This window comes from Limnohabitans sp., assembly GCF_031539105.1.
Taxonomy (GTDB): domain Bacteria; phylum Pseudomonadota; class Gammaproteobacteria; order Burkholderiales; family Burkholderiaceae_C; genus Limnohabitans.
Genome location: NZ_JAVKLM010000034.1, coordinates 22,311 through 45,223, shown reverse-complemented (window position 1 = coordinate 45,223; position 22,913 = coordinate 22,311). Strand labels below are relative to the sequence as shown.

At 57.2% G+C, this 22,913-nt stretch carries 18 protein-coding genes; 10 read left to right on the top strand and 8 right to left on the bottom strand.

What is annotated here, in order from left to right; all coding sequences use genetic code 11:
- Window positions 1-1,101: an LPS export ABC transporter permease LptG gene (gene lptG, locus RMR24_RS08925; RefSeq protein WP_310614727.1), complete on the bottom strand. Its 1,101-nt coding sequence runs from the start codon at window positions 1,099-1,101 to the stop codon at window positions 1-3.
- A gap of 13 nt (window positions 1,102-1,114) precedes the next feature.
- Window positions 1,115-2,203, bottom strand: coding sequence for an LPS export ABC transporter permease LptF (gene lptF, locus RMR24_RS08920; RefSeq protein ID WP_310614726.1), 1,089 nt, complete (start codon window positions 2,201-2,203; stop codon window positions 1,115-1,117).
- Between the two features lie 24 nt (window positions 2,204-2,227).
- Here lptF and RMR24_RS08915 point away from each other — a divergent pair, with 24 nt between their 5' ends.
- From RMR24_RS08915 to RMR24_RS08895, 5 genes are all read left to right on the top strand, one after another.
- Window positions 2,228-3,679 (top strand): leucyl aminopeptidase, encoded by a 1,452-nt coding sequence (locus RMR24_RS08915; RefSeq protein WP_310614725.1) that lies wholly within the window; start codon window positions 2,228-2,230, stop codon window positions 3,677-3,679.
- Window positions 3,676-4,122 carry a DNA polymerase III subunit chi gene (locus RMR24_RS08910; RefSeq protein ID WP_310614724.1) on the top strand — a complete coding sequence of 149 codons (447 nt, stop codon included), beginning with the start codon at window positions 3,676-3,678 and terminating at the stop codon, window positions 4,120-4,122. The genes RMR24_RS08915 and RMR24_RS08910 overlap by 4 nt, the downstream gene beginning before the upstream one ends.
- 42 nt (window positions 4,123-4,164) lie before the next feature.
- Window positions 4,165-5,307, top strand: a complete 1,143-nt coding sequence (locus tag RMR24_RS08905; RefSeq protein ID WP_310614723.1) for a branched-chain amino acid ABC transporter substrate-binding protein — start codon at window positions 4,165-4,167, stop codon at window positions 5,305-5,307.
- 193 nt (window positions 5,308-5,500) lie between these two features.
- The gene (locus RMR24_RS08900) at window positions 5,501-5,692 is read left to right on the top strand and encodes a hypothetical protein (protein WP_310614722.1); all 192 of its coding nucleotides are present in this window, start codon (window positions 5,501-5,503) and stop codon (window positions 5,690-5,692) included.
- Window positions 5,693-5,857: 165 nt separating this feature from the next.
- A complete protein-coding gene (locus RMR24_RS08895) occupies window positions 5,858-6,901 on the top strand; it encodes a rod shape-determining protein (protein ID WP_310614721.1) in 1,044 nt (347 codons plus the stop codon).
- Between the two features lie 10 nt (window positions 6,902-6,911).
- On the opposite strand, the gene RMR24_RS08890 is transcribed toward RMR24_RS08895, so the two are convergent.
- The 4 genes from RMR24_RS08890 to RMR24_RS08875 all read right to left on the bottom strand — a co-directional run bounded on the left by RMR24_RS08890 (window position 6,912) and on the right by RMR24_RS08875 (window position 14,729).
- Complete coding sequence (locus RMR24_RS08890) at window positions 6,912-7,367, bottom strand: RidA family protein (protein ID WP_310614720.1); 456 nt, start codon at window positions 7,365-7,367, stop codon at window positions 6,912-6,914.
- Between the two features lie 38 nt (window positions 7,368-7,405).
- Window positions 7,406-8,362, bottom strand: coding sequence for a transglutaminase family protein (locus RMR24_RS08885; protein WP_310614719.1), 957 nt, complete (start codon window positions 8,360-8,362; stop codon window positions 7,406-7,408).
- 3 nt (window positions 8,363-8,365) lie between these two features.
- Window positions 8,366-10,966: a circularly permuted type 2 ATP-grasp protein gene (locus RMR24_RS08880; protein ID WP_405023330.1), complete on the bottom strand. Its 2,601-nt coding sequence runs from the start codon at window positions 10,964-10,966 to the stop codon at window positions 8,366-8,368.
- 268 nt (window positions 10,967-11,234) lie between these two features.
- Entirely contained in the window at window positions 11,235-14,729 is a 3,495-nt protein-coding gene (locus tag RMR24_RS08875; protein ID WP_310614717.1) for a transglutaminase family protein, read from the bottom strand.
- A gap of 133 nt (window positions 14,730-14,862) precedes the next feature.
- Between RMR24_RS08875 and RMR24_RS08870 the strand changes: the two genes are divergently transcribed.
- From RMR24_RS08870 to RMR24_RS08855, 4 genes are all read left to right on the top strand, one after another.
- Complete coding sequence (locus RMR24_RS08870; RefSeq protein WP_310614716.1) at window positions 14,863-15,291, top strand: surface-adhesin E family protein; 429 nt, start codon at window positions 14,863-14,865, stop codon at window positions 15,289-15,291.
- 104 nt (window positions 15,292-15,395) lie between these two features.
- Window positions 15,396-17,879 carry a DNA internalization-related competence protein ComEC/Rec2 gene (locus RMR24_RS08865; protein ID WP_310614715.1) on the top strand — a complete coding sequence of 828 codons (2,484 nt, stop codon included), beginning with the start codon at window positions 15,396-15,398 and terminating at the stop codon, window positions 17,877-17,879.
- Between the two features lie 44 nt (window positions 17,880-17,923).
- Window positions 17,924-19,369, top strand: a complete 1,446-nt coding sequence (locus RMR24_RS08860; RefSeq protein ID WP_310614714.1) for a circularly permuted type 2 ATP-grasp protein — start codon at window positions 17,924-17,926, stop codon at window positions 19,367-19,369.
- Window positions 19,370-19,371: 2 nt separating this feature from the next.
- The gene (locus tag RMR24_RS08855) at window positions 19,372-20,325 is read left to right on the top strand and encodes an alpha-E domain-containing protein (RefSeq protein ID WP_310614713.1); all 954 of its coding nucleotides are present in this window, start codon (window positions 19,372-19,374) and stop codon (window positions 20,323-20,325) included.
- Window positions 20,326-20,346: 21 nt separating this feature from the next.
- Here RMR24_RS08855 and rho read toward each other — a convergent pair whose 3' ends face one another.
- Both rho and trxA read right to left on the bottom strand, forming a co-directional pair.
- Window positions 20,347-21,609: a transcription termination factor Rho gene (gene rho, locus RMR24_RS08850; protein ID WP_310614712.1), complete on the bottom strand. Its 1,263-nt coding sequence runs from the start codon at window positions 21,607-21,609 to the stop codon at window positions 20,347-20,349.
- A gap of 236 nt (window positions 21,610-21,845) precedes the next feature.
- Entirely contained in the window at window positions 21,846-22,178 is a 333-nt protein-coding gene (trxA, locus tag RMR24_RS08845; RefSeq protein ID WP_310614711.1) for a thioredoxin TrxA, read from the bottom strand.
- A 70-nt stretch (window positions 22,179-22,248) separates the two neighbouring features.
- Between trxA and RMR24_RS08840 the strand changes: the two genes are divergently transcribed.
- Window positions 22,249-22,902, top strand: a complete 654-nt coding sequence (locus tag RMR24_RS08840) for a DsbA family oxidoreductase (protein ID WP_310614710.1) — start codon at window positions 22,249-22,251, stop codon at window positions 22,900-22,902.
- Window positions 22,903-22,913: the final 11 nt, after the last annotated feature.

The following is a 22,913-nucleotide window of genomic DNA, read 5'->3' as shown; positions in this document are numbered from 1 at the left end:
TTATTGACGAGCGACCAACCAGCCAAATGCGGCCAAAGAGGCCAGTGTGTAAAGCAACCCAGGCGCAGCGGCAGCAAACCAAGGTAGCCAGTTGTTGATGTTGCCCAAGTAGCCAAACACGTTGTTGAGCAAGAAGAAGCTGATACCCGCCAACACGCCCCCAAAGACATGGCTTGCAATGTTGCTGCTGCGCGAATGCAAGTAGGCAAAAGGCAGTGCCAACACCACCATGACCAAGCAGCTGAGTGGGTAAAACACTTTCTTCCAAAACTCAATCTCAAAACGCTGGGTAGATTGCCCGTTGGTGCTTAAATGTTTGATGTATTGAAACAAGTCAACGGTGCTCATTCGGCCGGGTTTGAGAATGGCAACAGCGACCATTTCGATGCTGATTTCGCTGGGCCAGCGCATCGTGTCTGCATGTATCACTTTCAACTGCTGCTCGTCCGCTTTGCCTTGCAGCGCATTGCGTTCTGTTTGGCGAAGCAGCCATGCGCCGCTTTCAATTTGAGCCCCTCCTGCTTTGCTCAAGGCGATCCATTCGCCGTCTGCGTTGAATTCAAAAATTCGAATGTCTTGCGGAGAACCATCGGCTGAAAGCTGGTTGATGTTAATAAACACTTTTTGGTCGGCTTGGGTTTCGCGCAGCCACGCGCCAGTGTGGCCCACCTTGATTTGCGTGCCAAGGTACTTGGACTTGAGAAGCTGTGCGTAGCGATCGCTAATAGGGGCTAAGAAGTCGCCCACGGCAAATGTGATGAGTACGAAAGCAAGACCTAAACCCATCAGGTTGCGAAGTGCCATCAGCGGCGTGAGTCCGCTGGTGCGCAAAATGGTGAATTCCGAGCTCTTGGCCAAACGTGACATCACAAAAATGGTGCCGATCAAGACCGTGATAGGGAGCAACTCATACAAGTGGCTAGGGACGGACAGCAACACAAACCCAAACACGTGTCGCAGTTGGTAGAGGTTGTTGTTGCCTCCGGCATTGGGCAACTCATCAATGAAGTCAAAGAAAAAGAACAGCGCTAAAAAACAAAGCGTGACAAACGCCACAGAGACCCAAATTTCATGGTGAATGAGTTTGCGAAGGGTTTTCATAAGTCGATGGGCTTTAAGCGCCTGCACGTCCCAACAGTTGACGCCAATTCCAGTTGTAATGACGCGCTGTGAGCCAGGTGTAGGCCAAGACGAAAACCCCGCCATGCAGCGTGATGAAGAAGGGCAGCAGTTGCACTTTGCCCGAGCCCACCCAACTTTGCCCCAAGTTGATCAAGTTGAAATAGACCACAAAGATGAGCAGTGCCTGAGCCAAATTTCCTCCGCGTCCCACACGCGGGTTGGCGCTGGTGATGGCCAAGGCAATGACGATGACATTGAACGCCGAAAACGCCACACCCAAACGCCAACCCAATTCACCCAAATTTGCACTTGTGGGGGTTTGGATCAGTTCGAGGCTCGTGACTGTTTTGAGTGGTGGTTTGTCTTGCAGTTTGGAGGAGGGGTTGAGTTGCGAGGTGTAGCTTTTGAATTGGGTGACTTTCAACTCAGGTTTGCCGATGGTTTGTTCAACCCGTTGGCCGTTTTCGAGCACCAAATATTGTTCATCGTCCAAGATTTCCACATGTCCTGTTTTGGACGATGTCATGGCTTGTTTGTTGTGGTCCGTGGATGAAATAAAAACGTTTTTGCCTTCTTTGTTATCAAGGCTGTCTTTGTCGATGAAAAACACCCGAGCCCCGCTGGCGGACTCTTGAAACTGACCCGGTGCCACACGCTCTAAGTCGCCGCGGCGCTCGTAGCGGTCTTTGAGTTCACCGATTTGCTGATGGGACCAAGGCCAGACCAGCAGCATCAGCACAAACACGCTTAGCAACATTGGCCAAGCAAAGTTCAGCATCGGCGTGACCAAAGCGCGCAGTCCTTTGCCGCTGACGAGCCAGATCACCATTTCGCTTTCCAAGTACATGCGAGACAAGGTGCCGACGGCCGCAATAAACAAGCTCATCGTGAGCAAAATGGGCAGTTGCCCCAGCATCGTGTAGCCCAGAATTAGGGTGACTTCGGCTGGGTTGACGCTGCCGTTAGAGGCCTGTCCGAGCGTGCGGATCAGCATCATGGTCATCACGATAGTGACCAGCACGATCAGCGTGGCACCAAAACTGCGGGCCAGCTCTTTACGAATAGTGGAATGGAATAACATCAGCAACAGAGGAAAACCGCAATTATGAACTTCGAGCTCAAGACCCTAGATTTACACGCTGCAGCCACGCATAAAACCGATGCGCTGATTATCTTGGTATCTGCCAAGGACAAGCCTGCCAAATGCGTTTTGGCACAACTTATTTCTGAAGCACGCAAAAGCGGCGATTTATACGAATCACCCGCCAAGCTCCTGAGCGTGTGGCACCCACAAGGCGTGACCGCACCTCGCGTGGTGTTGTCCTCGAGCGGCGACGGCAGCGCCCGCGTGGTGCGCCAAGCTGTGACCGCTGCGGTGGCTGCACTCAAAGCAGCCAAGCCTGCCCACATCACGGTGTGTTTGGCCGATGCCAGCGAACACCGCCTGCAAGCCGCGGCGCAAGCTGTGGCCGACACCAGCTATGTGTATACCGCCACCAAGCCTTCGGCCAAAGCCGCTGACTTGAAGCGCGTGGTGTTGGCCTTGCCAACAGCTGAGAAAACCAAAGCCGCTAAACACGAATTCGACCTCGCTCGTGCCCAAGTGGCCGGTGTGTCTCTGGCCAAAGAGTGGGGCAACCGCCCCGCCAACCACGCCACGCCCACGCATTTGGCCGATGTGGCCAAGGCTTTGGGTAAGAAGGCTGGCATCCATTGCCAAGTACTTGGCCCCAAAGAGATTGAAAAGCTGGGCATGGGCTCATTCGCTGCGGTGGCGCGTGGCTCGGTCGAGCCTTTGCGTTTCATTGTGTTGCAATACACCGGTGCCGCCAAAATAGTGGCGCCCACGGTCCTGGTGGGCAAGGGCATCACCTTTGACACCGGCGGTATTTCTCTCAAGCCAGGCCCTGGCATGGATGAGATGAAGTTCGACATGTGCGGAGCCGCCAGCGTGCTTGGCACGTTTGAAGCGTTGGCGCACCTAAAGCCCGCCATCAACGTGGTGGGTTTGATTCCTACTTGCGAAAACATGCCTGACGCCTCAGCTTTGAAGCCAGGTGACGTGATCACCAGCATGAGCGGCCAAACTATTGAGGTGCTCAACACCGACGCTGAAGGCCGTCTGATTTTGTGTGACGCGCTCACCTACGCCACGCGCTTCAAGCCCCGTGCCGTGATTGACATTGCCACGCTCACCGGTGCTTGTGTGATTTCACTGGGCCATGTGCGCAGTGGTTTGTTTTCGCCATCTGATGATTTGGCCAATGCCTTGTTTGCCGCCGGCGAAGCCGCGCTCGACCCCTGCTGGCGCTTGCCTTTGGATGAAGAATACGCTGAAGGCCTCAAGTCCAACTTTGCCGATGTGGCCAACGTGGCGGGGCGTGAGGGGGGCTCGATCACCGCTGCCAAGTTCTTGCAGCGCTTTGCCAAAGATTACCCGTGGGCGCATTTGGACATCGCAGGCTCGGCTTGGAAGAGCGGCGCTGCCAAAGGCGCCACCGGTCGCCCCGTGGGCTTGTTGTTGCAATACCTCTTAGGTACTGTCAAAGCCAAATGACCGAAATCGCCTTTCACTTCAACGCGCCTGACAAATTAGCCTATGCCTGCCGCTTGCTGCGCAAGGCTGTGGCCAGCGGTGCGCGCGTGGTGGTGACGGGCGCGCCTGCATCTTTGCAAGCGCTGGACACGCTACTGTGGACGTTTTCGCCGCTGGAGTTTGTGGCGCACTGCCGCGCTGGCAGTCCAGCCGAGCAGTTGATGGCATCGCCCGTGGTCTTGGCTGCACAAATTGAAGGTGGGCCTGAATTGCCGCACCACCAAGTACTTTTGAATTTGGGAGCCGATGTGGCGGCTGGCTACGAGCGTTTCGAGCGCACCATTGAAGTCGTGTCGCTGGACGACGAAGACCGCCAGCAGGCCCGTCAGCGTTGGAAGCACTATGCCGATCGCGGGTATGCCATCACACGGCATGATTTGAAGTTGAAGGAAACTTCGGCTTAATTGTTCTCTGTGTTTTTTCTTTTCACTTTTAGGAGCTCTTGCATGCATCTCTCTTTCAAATTGACAGCCGTTGCAACTTTGGCCGCCATCAGTAGTTTGGCCATTGCGCAAGAACAAGTGGTGAAGATTGGCCATGTAGGACCCGTTAGCGGTGCCATCGCCCACTTGGGCAAAGACAACGAGTGGGGCGCACGTTTGGCCATTGAAGAACTCAATGCCAAAGGCGTGAGCATCAACGGTAAAAAGGTCAAGCTTGAATTGGTCGCTGAAGATGATGCCGCCGACCCCAAACAAGGCACGGCCGCAGCACAAAAGCTGGTCGATGCCAAAGTCAGCGGCGTGATTGGCCACTTGAATTCGGGCACCACCATTCCAGCCTCCAAGATTTACAGCGATGCGGGCATTCCGCAAATTTCTCCTTCGTCCACCAACCCCAAGTACACCCGCCAAGGCTACAAAACCGCCTTCCGTGTGGTGGCGGATGACGTGCATTTGGGTGGCACCTTGGGGCGCTATGCGGTGAACGAGCTCAAGGGCAAGTCGATTGCCGTCATCGACGACCGCACGGCCTACGGCCAAGGTGTGGCAGAAGAGTTTGAAAAAGCGGTCAAGGCCGCCGGCGGTAACTTGGTGGGCCACGAGTTCACCACCGACAAAGCCACCGACTTCATGCCAATTTTGACGACGCTTAAAGGCAAGAAGCCAGACATCATCTTCTTTGGCGGCATGGACGCCGTGGGCGGCCCCATGGTCAAGCAAATGAAATCTTTGGGCATCAAGGCCAAGTTCATGGGCGGTGACGGCATTTGTACCAACGAGATGATCAAGCTCGCCGGCGACGCCATGGCCGATGGCCAAGTGGTGTGCGCCGAAGCGGGCGGCGTGGACGGTGCCTTGAAGAAGGGCATGGACGAGTTTGGTGTTAAGTTCAAAAAGCGCTTCAATGACGACGTGAAACTGTATTCACCGTATGTGTATGACGCGGTGTTTGTGATGGTTGACGCCATGCAACGCGCCAAGTCCAGCGAGCCAGCCAAGTACTTGCCAGAGTTGGCCAAGACCACGGGCTTCAAAGGCGTGACTGGTACGATTTCGTTTGATGCCAAGGGCGACATCAAAAACGGGGCCCTCACGCTGTACACCTTCAAAGCAGGCAAGCGCGACCAGATCGCCGTCGTTCGTTAATCCTTTGTGATTAGCCTTTGCTTTTTAAAACCACCTTCGGGTGGTTTTTTTATGACTTTTTTGAAATTTTTAATCTATATAAATCAATGACTTAATCTAATTTTTTCAATTTGATGTTATTTTCTTTACAAAATGTGTGCACCAAATGAAAGTCTGACGCGTTGATTTCTGACTAAGTTCTTTGGAGCCTAAATTGGATAAATCAGCAGTTCAGATCGAGTCGCCTAATGTTGCCGTGGAGCGTCGCTTCAAAATCGTGTCTTGCGAAAAGACCGGCATCAAAGCCACTTTCGATCGCATCCGCGCTCAGTTGGCCCAAGAGGCCGAGCAGCGCAGCCGTCCTGCTTCGCGTATGTATTCTGGATTCCGCGCTGTCAAAGCCTGATCCAAGTCCACTATTTCAAGGGCACCCGAAGGGTGCCCTTTTTATTTGTACTCTAAATAGTTAATTTATATTTAAATTCAACAATTTATACGCCGTGAGGTGTATAGACTGATTTTGTTGAATTATTGATAATTTCGCGCGACTACTCCTTCATGCGAGGTTATTTTGTTCTCTAGCTTCACCAAATTTTTCTCGACCGATATTGCCATCGACTTAGGCACGGCGAATACGCTGATCTACACCAAAGAACACGGCATTGTGCTCAATGAGCCTTCGGTGGTCGTGATCAAAAAAGACGGGAAAGTTCACGGCAAAACCTCCGTCTTGGCTGTGGGCAACGAGGCCAAAGCCATGTTGGGTCGCGTGCCTGCGGGTATTGAATGCATTCGCCCCATGAAGGACGGCGTGATTGCCGACTTCACCGTGACCGAGGTCATGCTCAAACACTTCATCAAACTGGCACATCCGCACATGCTGTTCAAGCCCAGCCCACGCATTGTGATTTGCGTGCCTTGCGGCTCCACCCAAGTCGAGCGTCGTGCGATTCGCGAGTCAGCTCTCGGTGCAGGAGCCTCTGAGGTGTACCTGATTGAAGAGCCCATGGCCGCAGCCATTGGTGCAGGTTTGCCTGTGACCGAGCCCTGTGGCTCGATGGTGGTGGACATTGGAGGCGGCACCACAGAGGTGGGCATTGTGTCGCTGGGCGGCATGGTTTACAAAAACAGCGCACGCATTGGTGGCGACAAGTTTGACGAAGCCATCGTGAACTACATCCGTCGTAACTTTGGCATGCTCATTGGCGAACAAACGGCAGAGCGTATCAAGAAAGAAATTGCCACCGCCTTCCCCACGGGTGAGGTGATGGAAATGGAAATCACGGGTCGTAACCTGAGCCAAGGCATTCCCCAAAGCTTCACCATCAGCTCCACTGAAATTTTGGAAGCCCTGACCGACACGCTCAACAACTTGGTGTCTACCGTCAAGATCGCTTTAGAGCGTACGCCGCCGGAGCTGAGTTCTGACATTGCCGAGCGGGGCGTCATGTTGACTGGCGGCGGTGCTTTGCTGCGCGACTTGGATCGCTTGATTTCTGAGGAAACCGGTTTGCCTGTCTTGATTGCAGAAGACCCGCTCACGTGCGTGGCTCGTGGCTGCGGCATGGCGTTGGATCAGCTGCACAGCGTCAGCGGCATCTTTACCGCTGATTGAGCTACTTTCTTTAAGACATCTCGGCAATCAACTCAATCTCCACACAAGCACCCAAAGGCAGTTGTGCCACACCAAACGCGCTGCGTGCGTGTGAGCCTTTGTCGCCAAACACTTGGCCAATCAGTTCGCTGCAACCATTGGTCACCAAGTGGTGTTCGGTGTAGTCCGGGCTTGAGTTGACCAAGCTCATCACCTTGACGATGCGTTTGACTTTGTTCAAGTCGCCCACCGCAGCGTGCAGGGTGCCCAACAAATCTACAGCCACCGCGCGTGCAGCTTGTTCGCCTTCGGCGGTTTGCATGGTTTTCCCCAGTTGGCCGGTCCACACTTTGCCGTCTTGCTTGGCAATGTGGCCGCTCAAAAATACCAAGTTGCCTGTTTGCACAAACGGCACATAAACCGCAGCGGGAACAGACACGGGGGGCAGGGTGATGTTCAGGGCTTGGAGTTTGTCGTAAACGCTCATGTTGGATTCCTTGTTTGAATCCAATGATTTTAAGAGTGCTAGGCCACCAACTCAGAAGCCGGTTGCACCGTGACGCCCACTTCCAGCGTGTGGCTGGCGCCGCCATGAATCACCCCGCGCACGGGTGACACATCTGCGTAGTCGCGGCCAATGGCCAAGGTCACGTAGTCGATGCCAGGTGAGCTCAGGCCCCAGCGGTTATTGGTGGGGTCGAGGTCAAACCATTGCCCGGTGGTGGCCAGTGCCCCTGTTTTAGCGGTTTCTGCTGCATCGTCTAAGTCGTTGGGCACATAGACCGACACCCACGCGTGCGAGGCATCGCTGCCAATCAAGCGTGCTTTGCCTTGTGCCACTTCGGTCACCAAATAGCCGCTCACATACCGCGCTGCCAAACCTTGCGTGCGCAAACAGCCAATGAGGATGTGAGCAAAGTCTTGGCACACGCCGGTGCGACTTTTGAGGGCATCGAGCGCCGGCGTGTTGATGTCGGTACTCGCCGTTTCATAGGTGAACTCTTGGTGAATGCGCGTCATCAAATCGCAGGCAGCCACCAACACGGGGCGAGCGGGTGTGAAGCTGGCGCGCGCATATTCGGCAAAGTCTGGATGAGGTTGCACATAAGGCGAGGCAAACACGTATTCGGTAGCGGCGTCCCACGCAGCACCCGAGTGGTACACAAAATGTGCGCGCACGTTTTCCCATGCCGGGGTCCCGTCTGCTTGCTCAGGTGGGTAGGGGATGAAGTGGGTTTCTACCGTGCTCTTGGCGGTGATGCTTAAGCGTTCGTGCACCACCGGCAGCGAGAAGAACGTGCGGTTGTTGCCAAAAACATCCACATGTGTGCTGGTGGCAGCCGGCGTTGGGCTGATGTGTAGCTCGGCTTGGTGAACGGTTTGCGCAGCACTTTCGCGCGGCAACAAATGCGCCATGTGCTGTGCGGTGTTGACCTGCGGCACATAGTGGTAGGTGGTGGTGTGGGTGATGAACAGCAGCATGGTTTAGGCCCCCACGCTGTCGGCGTCGTCGGTGTGGCTGAAGTAGTGGGCCGTGATGGCGTCCGACACTTGCCAAGCAGCTTGCATGCACTCGGTCAGGCAGGCACGGAGATTTTGGTGGTGGCCTGCGCCGTTGAATGTGCAGAGCTGTTCTAAATCCGTGTCTTTTAAAGTGGGCACCAAGCGTGCCAGTGCATCGGGTTCGCCCATGGGCGTTTTGGCCAGCTTTGACAAACGCCCACGCAGCGCGCGAGCCACCCAAGCGAGTGAGCGTGGGTTGTCGTTGTCTTGTACCAGCAGCTCAATGAGTGGCGCCAGTTCTCGGCTTTGTTGGTACTGCGCTTGAAAAGTGATGGTGCTGTCAAATAATGACAACAGGGCCGCAAAGTGCGAGCTGTTTTCGTCAGCACTCTGTGTTTCGTCAGCAGCGCCTTCAAACGCGCCCACTTCCACCGCCAAGTCGAGGGCAGATGACAAAAAGCCGAGGCGTTCCACATGGCGGCCAATGCTCAGCAGCTGCCAACCGTCGTCACGTGTCATGCGGTCGGTTTGTGCGCCGGTGATGGCGGCCAGTGCCGAACTAGCAGCATCAAGCGCTTGCAAGGCTTGTACGGCAGTGAACTCGCGTTGCGAACCCGACAGCGCGCAGTCGGCGCTGAACTGGTCCACACAATGCACGATGGCGTTCCAGTGCTCGGGCGACAAGCGTTCGCGTAACGATGACGCGGCTTGGTGCAAGGCACGCAAGTTGTAGCCCACGCTGTTGCTGTGGTCGTCTTGGTCCAAGCACGCAATGAGCGTGCGTTCAAACACACGACGTCGTGCACCCATGCTGGGTGTGCTGGTGGTTTTATCTTCGGTGGCGGCGTGAGCCGATGGCACGCCTGCTGGCACAAGGCCTTGGCGCTGGGTGAGCAACTGCAACCAAGCCCACAAGCTGCGTGAGGCAGGGTCTTCGCCGTTCAAGGCTTCGATACACAGACGTACCAAGCGCACCATGTTTTCGCTGCGCTCGGTGTAGCGGCCGAGCCAATACAAATTTTCAGCGGCACGGCTGGTGACGATGCGCTCGCGGTGTTTGAAGTTGGAGGCTAAGTTGTACTTTGGCAACAAGCTGCTGCGGTCCACATCCGCCTCAGTTTGCACCCACACATCGGCACTGCTGCCGCCGCGCTGCATGGAGGCAATGGGCGCATTGGGTGCGGCAATGCGGGCAAGGCCACCGGGCAACACGCGCCATGAATCTGCGTCATCCCCCACACCATTGCGCAGAGCAAAAACGCGCAGCATGACCGAGCGTTGCACCACACCTTCGTTGGCGTTTTTCCAAGTGGGCATTTGCGACAACGGCGTGTAGGCCTGCAAGGTGTAACGGTCGGGTTGGCGGGTAATACGGCCCACCCATTCGTCGCGTTGCGCTTGGGTGAGGGTGCGTCCTAGCACCGCATCGAAAGTGCCGTGCGTGGCTGAGCCAGGATAGGTGGGCTTGATGGCCATGTGTTCGAGTTGGGGCAGCACCGAGGCTAGGGCCGCGCGTTCGCCACACCACCAGCTGTCGAGGGCGGGCAACTGCAACTCTTCGCCCAGTAGCTGCTCGCTAAGCGCAGGCATGAAACCCAACAACGCAGGCGATTCTAAAAACGCCGAGCCCGGTGCATTGGCCACCACCACGTTGCCCGCGCGCACGGCTTGTAGCAAACCGGGGATACCTAGGGTGGAGTCAGCGCGCAATTCGAGCGGGTCTAAAAACTCATCATCCAAACGCTTGAGCAGCACATGCACGGGCTCTAAGCCGCGCAGGGTGCGCAGGTAAACGCGTTCGTCACGCACGGTCAGGTCATGGCCTTCGACCAGCGTGAGGCCTAAGTAACGCGCAAGGTAGGCGTGCTCGAAATAGGTTTCGTTGTACGGGCCAGGGGTGAGCAAGGCCACGTGGGCATTGGCGCCTTCCGGACTGTGCGCTTTGAGCGATTCGACCCACACACGGTAGGTGGCTGCCAAGCGCTGGATGTTCATCGCTTCAAACGCTTGCGGGAACTGGCGTGAAATGAGCAAGCGGTTTTCTAGCAAATAGCCCAAGCCCGAAGGCGCTTGCGTGCGCTGCGACACCACGGCCCAGTTGCCATCAGGCCCACGTGCCAAGTCAAACGCGGCGATGTGCAAATGCGTGCCGCCCACAGGTGTCACCCCATGCATGGCACGCAAATATCCGGGGTGGCCTTGCACCAAGGCGGGCGGAATCATGGCCTCGCGAATCAGCTGCTGCGGGCCATACACATCGGCCATCACCCGTTCGAGCAAGCGTGCGCGTTGCTTCACGCCCACTTCAATTTGTTGCCAGCTGTCGGGCGTGATGATGAGAGGGAACAGGTCAAGCGCCCAAGGGCGCTGCGGGCCGCCTTGGCTGGCGTACACGTTGTAGGTGATGCCGTTGTCGCGCACTTGGCGCGCGAGGGTTTGGGTGCGTCGGTCGAGGTCGTCTAGGCCGGTGCTGCCGAGCTGGTCAAAAAAGGTTTGCCAGGCGGGGCTTAAATCGGGCTCGGCTTCGGGCGCAAGCGTAGCTAATGGCTCGGCCATGGGTTGCATGGGGGCCAGCGGTGCCATGGCTTTTGCACCTTGCAAGACTGGACCTTGGCTTTGGCTTTGAGATTGCGTTTGCGTTTGCGTCAGTACCGCAGTCGCTGGCGAACACTTGCCTTGCAGCTCGTCAAAATGCCCGCTGTCGGCGGGATGTGCAAGGCCCTTCACCACGTCAAGCAAACGCGGTGAAGCAACGGACCCAGAGGGAGGTGAGGAAGGCTTTTGCACAGTGCTTGCATTGTCTCACCGCCTTTGGGTTGTGGCATTGCTATGTAGTTGAAGCGTGGTGTTCTTAGTCGCGTCGCAAATCCAGCGTGAAGGGGAACTCTTTGCTGGCAGGCACCCCCACCGTGGCTTGCGGCACCTCCAATTTTCCCGGCGTGTGAGCCAGCGGGAAGAATCGCGACAAGCGACGGCTCTCGGCCTCGTAAGCGTTGACAGGAAAGCTGTCGTAGTTGCGTCCACCCGGATGCGCCACGTGGTACTGGCAGCCCCCGACTGAGCGCTTCATCCACGTGTCCACGATGTCAAAGGTCAGCGGCACATGCACGCCAATGGTGGGGTGCAGCGCCGAGGATGGTGCCCATGCGCGGTAGCGGACTCCAGCCACGTATTCGCCCACGGTGCCTGTGGGTTGCAAAGGCAAGGGTCGGCCGTTGACGGTGATGGTGTGGCGGCTGGGGTTAAGCCCCGCCACATGCACCTCGATGCGTTCGAGTGACGAGTCCACATAGCGCACCGTGCCACCACTTGAACCCTCTTCGCCCATGACGTGCCAAGGCTCCAAGGCGTTGCGAAGCGTGAGGTTGATGCCCAGTGTTTGCAAGTCTCCCACGCGTGGGAAGCGGAATTCAAAGTGCGGCGCAAACCACTCAGGATCGAACTGAAAACCGCAGTCGCCCAGCTCAGTCAGCACATCGTCAAAGTCGGCTTTGACGAAATGCGGCAGCAAGAAGCGGTCGTGCAGCTCGGTGCCCCAACGTGTGGCCGATGCCTTGTAAGGCGCCTCCCAAAAACGAGCGACCAAGGCGCGCAGCAAAAGCTGCTGCACGATGCTCATGCGTTCGTGCGGTGGCATTTCAAACGCGCGCAGTTCGAGCAGTCCTAAACGTCCGGTAGACGAGTCGGGCGAGTAGAGCTTGTCGATACAAAACTCACTGCGGTGTGTGTTGCCTGTCACGTCAATCAGCAAGTTGCGCAGCGTGCGGTCGACGATCCAAGGCGGCATGTCATTGCCAAACTTTTCGCGGTTCTTTTGGATTTCGGCCAGCGCAATTTCGAGCTCGTAAATTTGGTCATTGCGCGCTTCGTCCACGCGCGGTGCTTGGCTGGTAGGGCCAATGAACATGCCGCTGAACAAGTAGCTCAATGAGGGATGGTTGTGCCAATACAAGATGAGTGAGGCCAACAGTTCGGGCTTGCGCAAGAAGGGGCTGTCCGCAGGCGTGGCGCCGCCCATGACGATGTGGTTGCCGCCGCCTGTGCCGGTGTGGCGACCGTCGGTCATGAACTTCTCGGCAGACAACCGCGACTCAAACGCGGCTTTGTACAAGAATTCGGTGTGGTCCACGATTTCTAGCCAGTTGTGGGCGGGGTGGATGTTGACTTCAATCACGCCGGGGTCGGGGGTGACTTGCAGCACTTTGAGACGCACATCGCGTGGGGGCGGGTAGCCTTCCAACACAATGCGCACGCCAAGTTCTTCGGCGGTGGCTTCGATCGCGCTGAGCAGTTCTAGATAGTCTTCCAAGTCGCCGAGTGGCGGCATGAAGATATAAATCAAACCTTGTGGGTTTTCCATCGCTTTGAGTTCAACGGCGGGGCCGTTGGCACGCGATGGGTCGCGCACTTCCACGCAAATGGCGGTGCGGGTGATCCAATGCGCCGATTGGTCTTTGGCGGGCACTGGGTGGGGCGTGCCCGGCACAAAGCCGTCTTGGCCCATGCCAGTTTGCAAGCCCACCGTGCCGCCTTGGGCCAAGCCACCACCTGCCACATGCGTGTTGATATGGTGGCCAATGTGTTGATCAAAGTGCGGGTGCCGTGCATGGTGCGAGTACTGTGCACGCAAAGCCGCCGCGTGGGGCAGAGGCTTGCGTTCGGCAAAGTGGTCTTGCTCAATGGCGTAGGGATAGTCCGCTTGGCTGACCCACGGCAGAGAGTCGAGTGGCAAGCGCAGGCCCATGGGTGAGTCGCCGGGCACGAGGTACATGCGCTCGTCGCGTAAAAACCAAGGGCCTGTGGTCCAGCGCGGGTCGCCCGCGGCTTCGCCGGCTTTGAGGGGCAGCACGTAGCCCACGGTTTTGTCCAAGCCTTGGCCAAACACGCGGCGCAGGCGCACGCGTTCCATCTCGTCGTCGAGCTTGGCGTCAAACGGATCCACGTTCACGGGCAAGCGGCGTTCGCGCCATAGGTAATACCACGTGTCCTCAAAGCCGGGGGTGATGTATTGGTCATCCAGCCCCAGCTTGTGCGCGAGGGTTTGGGTAAAGCGCTGCGCATCTTCGGTGGTGTACTGGCTGGGCACGCGCTCGTCGGCAAACAAATCGGGGTTGTGCCAGCAGGGATGGCCGTCGGTGCGCCAGTAAATGCCCAGCGCCCAGCGCGGCAATTGTTCGCCCGGATACCACTTGCCTTGGCCGAAGTGCAAGAAGCCGCCATCGCCATATTCAGCACGCAGCTTATGCACCAATTCGGTGGCAAAGCCACGTTTGGTCGGTCCGAGTGCATCGGTGTTCCATTCTGGTGCATCGCGGTCATGCACGGTGACGAAGGTCGGTTCGCCACCCATGGTCAATCGCACATCGCCTTCGACCAAGCGGCGGTCCACTTCGTCGCCCAAGGCCAGCACTTCGGTCCATTGGTCTTCGGTGTAGGGCTTGGTCACGCGGGGTGACTCAAGCACGCGGTTCACAACCATCTCGTGGCCAAACTCCACCTCGGCTTCGTCCACCAAGCCTTCAATCGGTGCCGCGCTCGATGGCTGCGGTGTGCAAGCCAGAGGAATGTGTCCTTCGCCTGCGAGCAAGCCTGATGTGGGGTCTAGACCAATCCAACCAGCGCCGGGCAGGTACACCTCGCACCAGGCGTGTAAATCGGTGAAGTCCACTTCGGTGCCGCTGGGGCCGTCGAGCGACTTCACATCGGGGGCGAGTTGAATTAAGTAGCCTGACGCAAATCGAGCGGCCAATCCGCAGTGGCGCAGCAAGTTCACCAGCAACCAAGCCGTGTCACGGCAAGAGCCGCTGCGCAACGTCAGCGTTTCTTCGGGCGTCTGCACACCGGGCTCCATGCGGATGGTGTACGCAATGTCTTCGTGCAGTTTTTGGTTGATTTGCACCAGAAAGTCGATGGTGCGAATCGGTGCACGCTTCAGTGCTTTGAAGTCGATGCTGTGAAAGTAGTGCTTGAAGTTCGGCGTGAAGCGGTTGGTCACCAAGTAAGGTGCCAGCTCTTGGGCCGAGGTCACGCCATAGGCAAAGGGAAACTTTTCGGCGTGCGGCTCGAGGAAAAAGTCGAACGGGTTGTACACCGCCATTTCCACCACCAAATCCACCGTGACTTTGAACTCAGTGGTTTTTTCGTGAAACACCAAACGGGCTTGGTAGTTGGCAAAGGGGTCTTGCTGCCAGTTGATGAAATGCTCGGGCTCGACTTTGAGCGAGTACGAAATGACGTTGCTGCGGCAGTGCGGAGCAGGGCGCAGGCGGATGACCTGCGGGCCTAACTCAACCAGTCGGTCGTAGCTGTATTGGGTGACGTGGTGGAGTGCGGCATGGATAGACATGCATTCATACTAGCAAGACACGCGCCAAGCCTTATGCGCCAAAGCGGTGCGCTTTTGGCTGCGTGTGTTGACTCAAGTTTTCTGCACCACCGCCGATACCCTAGGCAAGTCAGTTCTATCTTTGAGTCCCGCCATGCGTTCACGTCATTTCACTGTTGTTGCTTTCGTGCTTGCCAGCCTGCTGGCCTGGGCTGCGCCAGCTTCGGCCGAATGGAGCGAATTGGTGAAGGAAGACGAAGCCACGTATTACTTTGACAAAGAAGCCGTCATGCCCGTGCACGTGTCCCGCTACGCATGGGTGCTGACCGATTTGCCCAAGGGCGACAAAACACCCACGGGCGAAAACTACAAGTCGATGATGTTGCGTGTGCGCATGTACTGCAAGAACGACACTGTGGTGCGCTTGTCGGTGAGCTACTTTGACAAGCAAATGGGCAAGGGCAAAGAAGTGTCGTCAGACGATGTGCACGAGTGGCGCCCGCGCGAATACCCGATTCGCCCCAACACCTACATGGCAGCTTTGAAGAAAGAAGTGTGCGGGTCTAAGGCGGCTTCGGGCTAATCCTTGACTTGCCACGCATCCAGCCGCGCCAGAGATGGACGCGGCTTTTTAACTTGTGAGTGGGCATTGCCCCTGCAAGGCTGCATTGCGCCGAACATGCGGCCATGTTTTCTGTCATCACACCATTTGCCCTAGGCTGGATTGCGGGCACGGCGTTGCAGTTGCAGCAGGCCAAGCTGTGGGCTGCTGACATGTATTGGTGCTTGGGTGCTGTGGCGCTTTTACTGGTGTATGCCGCTGCTCGCTTCATACTTAGCCGCTTTGCGTTTGCCCGCAGTGCCTCAGCTTTCTTCTCGCGTGTATCGGCTGGCGCTTGGTGGCAAGCTTTTGTTTGGTTTGCCCTGGCCGGAACTTTGGCGTTCTCCCTCGCTGGCGCTAGAGCCTGCCAGTTTTTGCAAACCGCTTTAAACCCCGCGCTTGAAGGCCGCACTTTACAGGTGGTGGGCATCGTTGCCAACTTGCCGCAGCGCACCGAGGACAGTGCGCGGTTTCGCTTAGAGGTGGAGTCTGCCCGGGAGATGGACGGCACGCAGGTGCAGCTGCCGCCGCATGTGTTGCTGGGTTGGTATGGCAACCGCCTGAAAGGGTATGGCGGGCAAGGTGGCAGCGACGATCAGGTTCAAGCACCGCCCGCCGATTTGCGCCCAGGTGACCGTTGGCAATTGGCCGTGCGCCTCAAAGCGCCACATGGCCACATCAACCCACACGGTTTTGATTACGAGTTGTGGCTGTGGGAGCAGGGCTTGCAAGCCACGGGCTATGTGCGCAATGGCGCCAAAGACGCGCCGCCGCAGTGGCTAGGCAGCACATGGGCGCATCCCATAGAGCGACTGCGTCAGCGGGTGCGCAGCGCCATCGACGCGCAGGTGGCTGACCGTGCCATGGCAGGCATTGTGGCGGCCTTGTTGGTGGGCGATCAAGCGGCGATTGAGCGCACCGATTGGGATGTGTTTCGCGCCACGGGTGTGGCGCACCTCATGGCCATTTCGGGTTTGCACATCACAGGTCTGGCGTGGCTGGCCGCTTTGTGCGTGGGTGGGTTGTGGCGGCGCAGTGATGTGTGGTCGCCTCGCAAACCGTGGAGCTTGTGCTTGCCCGCACCCGTCGCCGCCAGCGCGTCTGCCGCACTGGTGGCCTTGGCGTATGCCGTGTTCACAGGCTGGGGCGTGCCTGCGCAGCGCACCGTGTGGATGCTGGGTGTGGTGACGTTGCTGCGGGTGTATGGCTTGCGCTGGCCCTTGATGCAGGTGTGGTTGAGCGTGTGCGCGGTGGTGCTGGCGCTAGACCCGTGGGCGCTGATGCAAGCTGGGTTTTGGTTGAGCTTTGTGGCGGTGGGCGTGTTGTTTGCATCGGGCTCGCAAGAAGGCGCTGCCTCAGTCTGGGGCGCAGTCCAACGCATGTGCCGCGAGCAGTGGCTGATGAGCGTGTGCTTGGCCCCGCTGACCTTGCTGCTGTTTCACCAAGTGTCGGTGGTCGGTTTGTTCGCCAATTTGCTGGCTGTGCCATGGGTGACCTTGGTGGTCACGCCGCTGTGCATGGTGGGGTTGGTGTTGCCGTTGGCGTGGAGCTTGGCGGCTGAGGCGTTGCAACTGTCGGTTTGGCTGCTCAAAGTGGGGGCGGGTGTGTCGTGGGCGCAATGGTCGGCGCCCGCTGCACCCTTGTGGGCGGGTGCTGCCGCGTTGGCCGGCATGGGCCTGTGGGCCATGCGTTTGCCGATCTGGCTGGGGTTGTTTGGCGTGGCTTTGGTGTTGCCCGTGCTCAGCTGGCAAACACCGCGCCCCGCGTACGGAGCGTTTGAGTTGGTGGCGGCTGACATGGGGCAGGGCCATGCCGTGTTGCTGCGCACAGCCACGCACAGCTTGTTGTACGACACGGGTCCGCGCTACTCGGCTGAGACCGATGCGGGCCAGCGCGTGTTGGTGCCGCTGCTGCGCGCGTGGGGCGAGCGGCTGGACCGCATCGTCATCAGCCACCAAGACAGCGACCACAGCGGCGGCGCACCTTCGGTGATGGCCATGCAGCCCCAAGCGGATGTGTTGACGTCGATTGCGCCTGAGCATCCGTTGCGACAGTTAGGCCACATGCAGCGCTGCGAACGCGGGCAGTCGTGGGTTTGGGATGGTGTGCACTTTGAGGTGCTGCATCCGAGAGCGGCGGACTACGAACGCAAGCTCAAACCGAATGCGCTGAGCTGTGTGCTGCGCGTGTCGGCTTCACATTGGCAGACCAACCGCACACACGCGTCGGCCTTACTCGCTGGCGACATCGAAGCCGCCCAAGAGCATGACCTGCTGCAAAGCGGCCAAACCCTCCAAGCCGATTGGCTGCTGGTGCCGCATCACGGCAGTGCCACATCGTCCACGTCAGCTTTTTTAGAAGCCGTTGATCCCAGCGTCGCCATCGTGCAAGCCGGCTACCGCAATCGCTTTGGCCATCCCAGGCCTGATGTTTTGCGGCGTTACAGCGATTTGGGGGTGCTTGTGGTGCAGACGCCTCGTTGTGGTGCATCGACCTGGCGCAGTGAGCAACCCAACTTGGTGCAATGTGAGCGAAATCTAAGACAACGATACTGGCAACACGTATTCTGAGGGTTGGCACTCAATTTGCGTAACAAATGCCAGGAGTTCCAAAGATGCACAAGTTTGATGAGATGTATGCCCAGCTGCCATTTGTGGACAGCGCGGTGCGCCCCCACTACCGGAACTACTTGGACTGGCTCAAGCGCCAAGACCCTCAGACCATGCGCGACAGGCGCGAAGAGGCCGAGATGATTTTTCGTCGCGTCGGCATCACCTTTGCGGTGTACGGCGACAAGGATGAAGACGGCGCAGGCACTGAGCGCCTGATTCCGTTTGATTTGATTCCCCGCATCATTCCTGCTCACGAGTGGACCAGCATGCAGCAGGGTTTGGTGCAACGCGTCAATGCCTTGAACATGTTCATTCACGACGTGTACCACGCGCAAAACATTCTCAAAGCTGGCCTCATTCCGAGTGAGCAAATTTTGAACAATGCGCAGTACCGCCCCCAGATGCATGGCGTGGATGTGCCGCACAAGGTGTATTCGCAAATCAGCGGCATCGACATCGTGCGTGCACCAGACGCCCAAGGCAATGGCGAGTACTACGTGCTCGAAGACAACTTGCGCGTGCCCAGCGGCGTGAGCTACATGCTGGAAGATCGCAAGATGATGATGCGACTCTTTCCCGAGTTGTTCAGCCAACACCGCGTGGCGCCTGTCGCGCATTACCCCGACTTGTTGCTTGAAACCTTGCGTGCCAGCAGCCCATCCACCACCGACGACCCTACTGTGGTGGTTCTGACGCCCGGCATGTACAACAGCGCTTATTTTGAGCATGCCTTCTTGGCGCAGCAAATGGGTGTGGAGTTGGTTGAAGGCCAAGACCTATTTGTGAAAGACGACTTCGTTTACATGCGCACCACACGCGGCCCCAAGCGCGTGGACGTGATTTATCGCCGCGTAGACGATGACTTTTTAGACCCCAGCGTGTTTCGCGCAACCTCCACACTTGGCTGCGCCGGTTTGATGGACGCTTACCGCGCGGGCCATGTGAACATTTGCAACGCGGTAGGCACGGGCATTGCCGACGACAAGTCTATTTACCCATATGTGCCGCAAATGATCGAGTTTTATTTGGGTGAGAAGCCCATCCTCAACAACGTGCCCACGTTCCAATGCCGCAAGAAAGACGACTTGGCCTACACGCTGGCCAACCTCGACAAGCTCGTGGTGAAAGAGGTGCATGGCGCAGGTGGCTACGGCATGTTGGTCGGGCCTGCAGCGACCAAGGCTGAGATTGAAGAGTTCCGCCAAGTGTTGCTGGCCAAACCCGATGGCTATATCTCGCAACCGACGCTGAGCTTGTCGAGCTGCCCCACGTATGTGGAGAGTGGCATCGCGCCGCGCCACATCGATTTGCGCCCCTTCGTGTTGAGCGGCAAGACCGTGCAAATGGTGCCCGGCGGCTTGACCCGCGTGGCGCTGAAAGAAGGCTCACTGGTGGTGAATTCGTCCCAAGGCGGCGGCACCAAAGACACATGGATTCTTGAGGTTTAACAATGCTGAGCCGTACTGCTGACCACCTGTTTTGGATGTCCCGCTACACTGAGCGGGCCGAGAACACCGCGCGCCTGTTGGATGTGAATTATCAAACGTCGTTGCTGCCCCAGTCTGCTGAAGTGACGCAGTTGGGATGGGAAGGCTTGTTGTCGATCAGCGAGTTGTTGCCCGCTTATCAAGCCCGTCATGGCGACATCACGCCCTTGCGTGTGATGGAGTTCATGGTGAAGGATGAGAACAACCCGTCGTCCATCATCTCGTGCCTGCGCGCTGCGCGTGAAAACGCGCGTGCTGTGCGTGGCAGCCTGACCACCGAAGTGTGGGAAACGCAAAACCAAACGTGGCTGGAGCTCAACCGCATTTTGAAAAGTGGTTTGCTTGAGAGCGACCCCGGTGAGTTTTTTGAGTGGGTCAAATTCCGCTCGCACCTCTCACGCGGCGTGACCGTGGGCACCATGTTGATGGACGAGGCCTTGCACTTCATGCGCTTGGGTACGTTCCTGGAACGCGCCGACAACACCGCTCGTTTGGTGGATGTGAAGTTTCATGCTGTGCATGGCGACCTCTTTGCCGATGGTAGCGAGAAAACCGAGCAACACGACTTCTACCACTGGAGCGCGATTTTGCGCAGCGTGTCGGGCTTTGAGATTTACCGCAAGGTCTACCGCGATGTGATTCACCCCGAGCGCGTGGCAGAGCTGTTGATTCTGCGCGCCGACATGCCGCGCTCCCTACATGCGTGCTTGAACGAAGTGGTCAACAACATCTCGATGGTGTCGGACGACCGCTCGTTAGAAAGCTATCGCCGTGCGGGCAAGCTGTGCGCCGAAATGGAGTTCAGCCGCATTGACGAAATTTTGGCCAATGGACTGCATGCCTACCTCACGCAGTTCTTGGACCGCGTGAATGAAATTGGAGCGAGCATCAGTCGGGAGTTTTTGGTCCCGAATTAATCGTGCGGTAGCGAAAGCGAATTAACCGCCTCTACGCATCATGTCGAAGAACTCGACGTTCGACTTGGTCGCCTTCATGCTCTTCAACACCATTTCCATGGATTCGATCTCGTCCATGTTGTACATGAACTGGCGCAGGATGCGGGTCTTTGACAAGATCTCAGGTGGCAGCAGCAGCTCTTCGCGGCGTGTACCACTGCGGTTGAGTTGAATGGCTGGGAACACGCGCTTTTCATACAAGCGGCGGTCGAGGTGAATTTCGCAGTTACCCGTGCCTTTGAATTCTTCAAAGATCACTTCGTCCATGCGGCTGCCGGTGTCAATCAAAGCAGTGGCGATGATGGTCAGTGAGCCACCTTCTTCCACTTTGCGGGCCGCGCCAAAGAAGCGCTTGGGGCGTTGCAAGGCGTTGGAGTCCACACCACCTGACAACACTTTGCCTGATGAGGGCACCACGTTGTTGTAAGCGCGGGCGAGGCGGGTGATGGAGTCGAGCAAGATGACCACATCTTTTTTCAGTTCCACCAAACGCTTGGCGCGTTCAATCACCATTTCGGCCACGTGCACGTGGCGTGCGGCGGGTTCGTCAAAGGTGGAGGCAATCACTTCGGCTTTCACCGAGCGCTGCATTTCTGTCACTTCCTCTGGGCGCTCGTCCACCAACAACACCATCATGTGGGCGTCGGGGTAGTTGGCGGCGATGGCGTGAGCGATGTGCTGCATCATCACGGTCTTGCCGCTCTTGGGCGGGGCAACCACCAAGGCGCGTTGGCCTTTGCCGATGGGCGCAATGATGTCGATGATGCGGCCGGTGATGTTTTCTTCACCCTTGATTTCGCGCTCGAGTTTCATCTGTTCGCGGGGGAACAGCGGGGTCAAGTTTTCGAACATGACCTTGTGCTTGTTGTTCTCAGGCAGGTCGTCGTTGACCTTGTCGAGCTTGGTCAACGCAAAGTAGCGTTCGCCATCTTTGGGAATGCGCACTTCGCCTTCAATCATGTCGCCGGTGTGCAGGTTAAAGCGACGCACTTGGCTGGGGCTGATGTAGATGTCGTCTGTCGAAGCGGTGTAGCTGGTGTCGGGGCTGCGCAAGAAGCCAAAGCCGTCGGGCAAGATTTCGAGCACGCCGTCGGCAAACACTTGTTCGCCAGCGCGGGCGCGCTTTTTGATGATGGCAAACATCAGCTCTTGCTTACGCATGCGGCCTGTGTTTTCGATTTCGAGTTCTTCGGCTTGTTTCAGCACTTCAGACACGTGCAGTGCCTTGAGTTCGTTCAGATGCATCTTGGGACTCCAGTAGGGAGTTCGTTAAAAAAATTGGGGTGGGGAGGTCGGAGCGAGGAGAGAAATACCTCTGGACCGGAATTCATGCCCTGATGGGGAGCCGAGTGGCCTCATGGGCCGCAAGGTGAATTCGAAACGAATTATGGCAGGAAAAAAGCCCACAAATCAAAAGATCTGTGGGCTTTGTAAATTGTCAGTTGGACTGATTGATCAGTCCAATTTGTTAGGCCAATGAATTACGCCAACTGTTGGTCAATGAAGGCTGTCAATTGGGCTTTGCTCATGGCGCCTACTTTGGTGGCTGCCAGTTGGCCGCCTTTGAACACCATCAGGGTGGGGATGCCACGGATGCCGAGCTTGCCGGGAATGTCGCGGTTTTCGTCCACGTTCATCTTGGCAATTTGCAGCTTGCCTTCGTAAGCGGTAGCCACTTCGTCCAAGATGGGGGCAATCATTTTGCAGGGGCCACACCATTCGGCCCAATAGTCCACCAACACGGGCTTGTCCGCTTGCAAAACGTCTGCTTCAAAGGTGGAGTCGGTGATGTGTTTGATCAAATCGCTGGCCATGGTTTTATTTCCTCTTTCAATTGGCGATAGAGCTACAGTTGGGGCATTGTGGCAGAAAGCAAGTACCCCCATGAAAACTCTCACCATTGATGTTGTGTCGGATGTTGTTTGCCCTTGGTGCTACATCGGTAAACGTCGCTTAGAACGCGCTTTGGCACTTTTGTCAATTCAGTACCCCGATGTAGACCCCGAAGTGCGCTGGCACACCTTTCAGCTCAACCCCGATCTATCGCCCGAAGGGATGCCTCGCGCTGACTACGTGTTCAATAAATTTGGCGCCGCAGGCATTGCCAAATATGAGCACATCGCGACAGTTGGTAAAGAAGTGGGTATTTCATTTGCATTTGACAAAATCGTCCGCCAACCCAACACCGTGGTGGCGCACAGCCTGATTGCGGTGTCCGAGCCTGGCATGCCGCAAGACGTGATGGTGGAGGCTTTGTTCAAAGCGTATTTTCTCGAAGGCCGCGATCTCACCGAAGCCTCGGTGCTGATGGACATCGCTGAGTCGGCGGGCATGGACCGCGCAGTGGCTGAAGCGCATCTACAAAACTCCGACCTGCACAGCCAAACCATTGACAGCGACAAGGCGGCTCGTGAAATGGGTATCTCGGGTGTGCCATTTTTTATCTTCAATCGCCAAGTGGGTTTGTCGGGTGCGCACGAGGCAGAAACCTTGCTGCAAGGCATGGTCGAGGCAATGAACGCCGCCACCAACGATTAATCTTGTTTGGA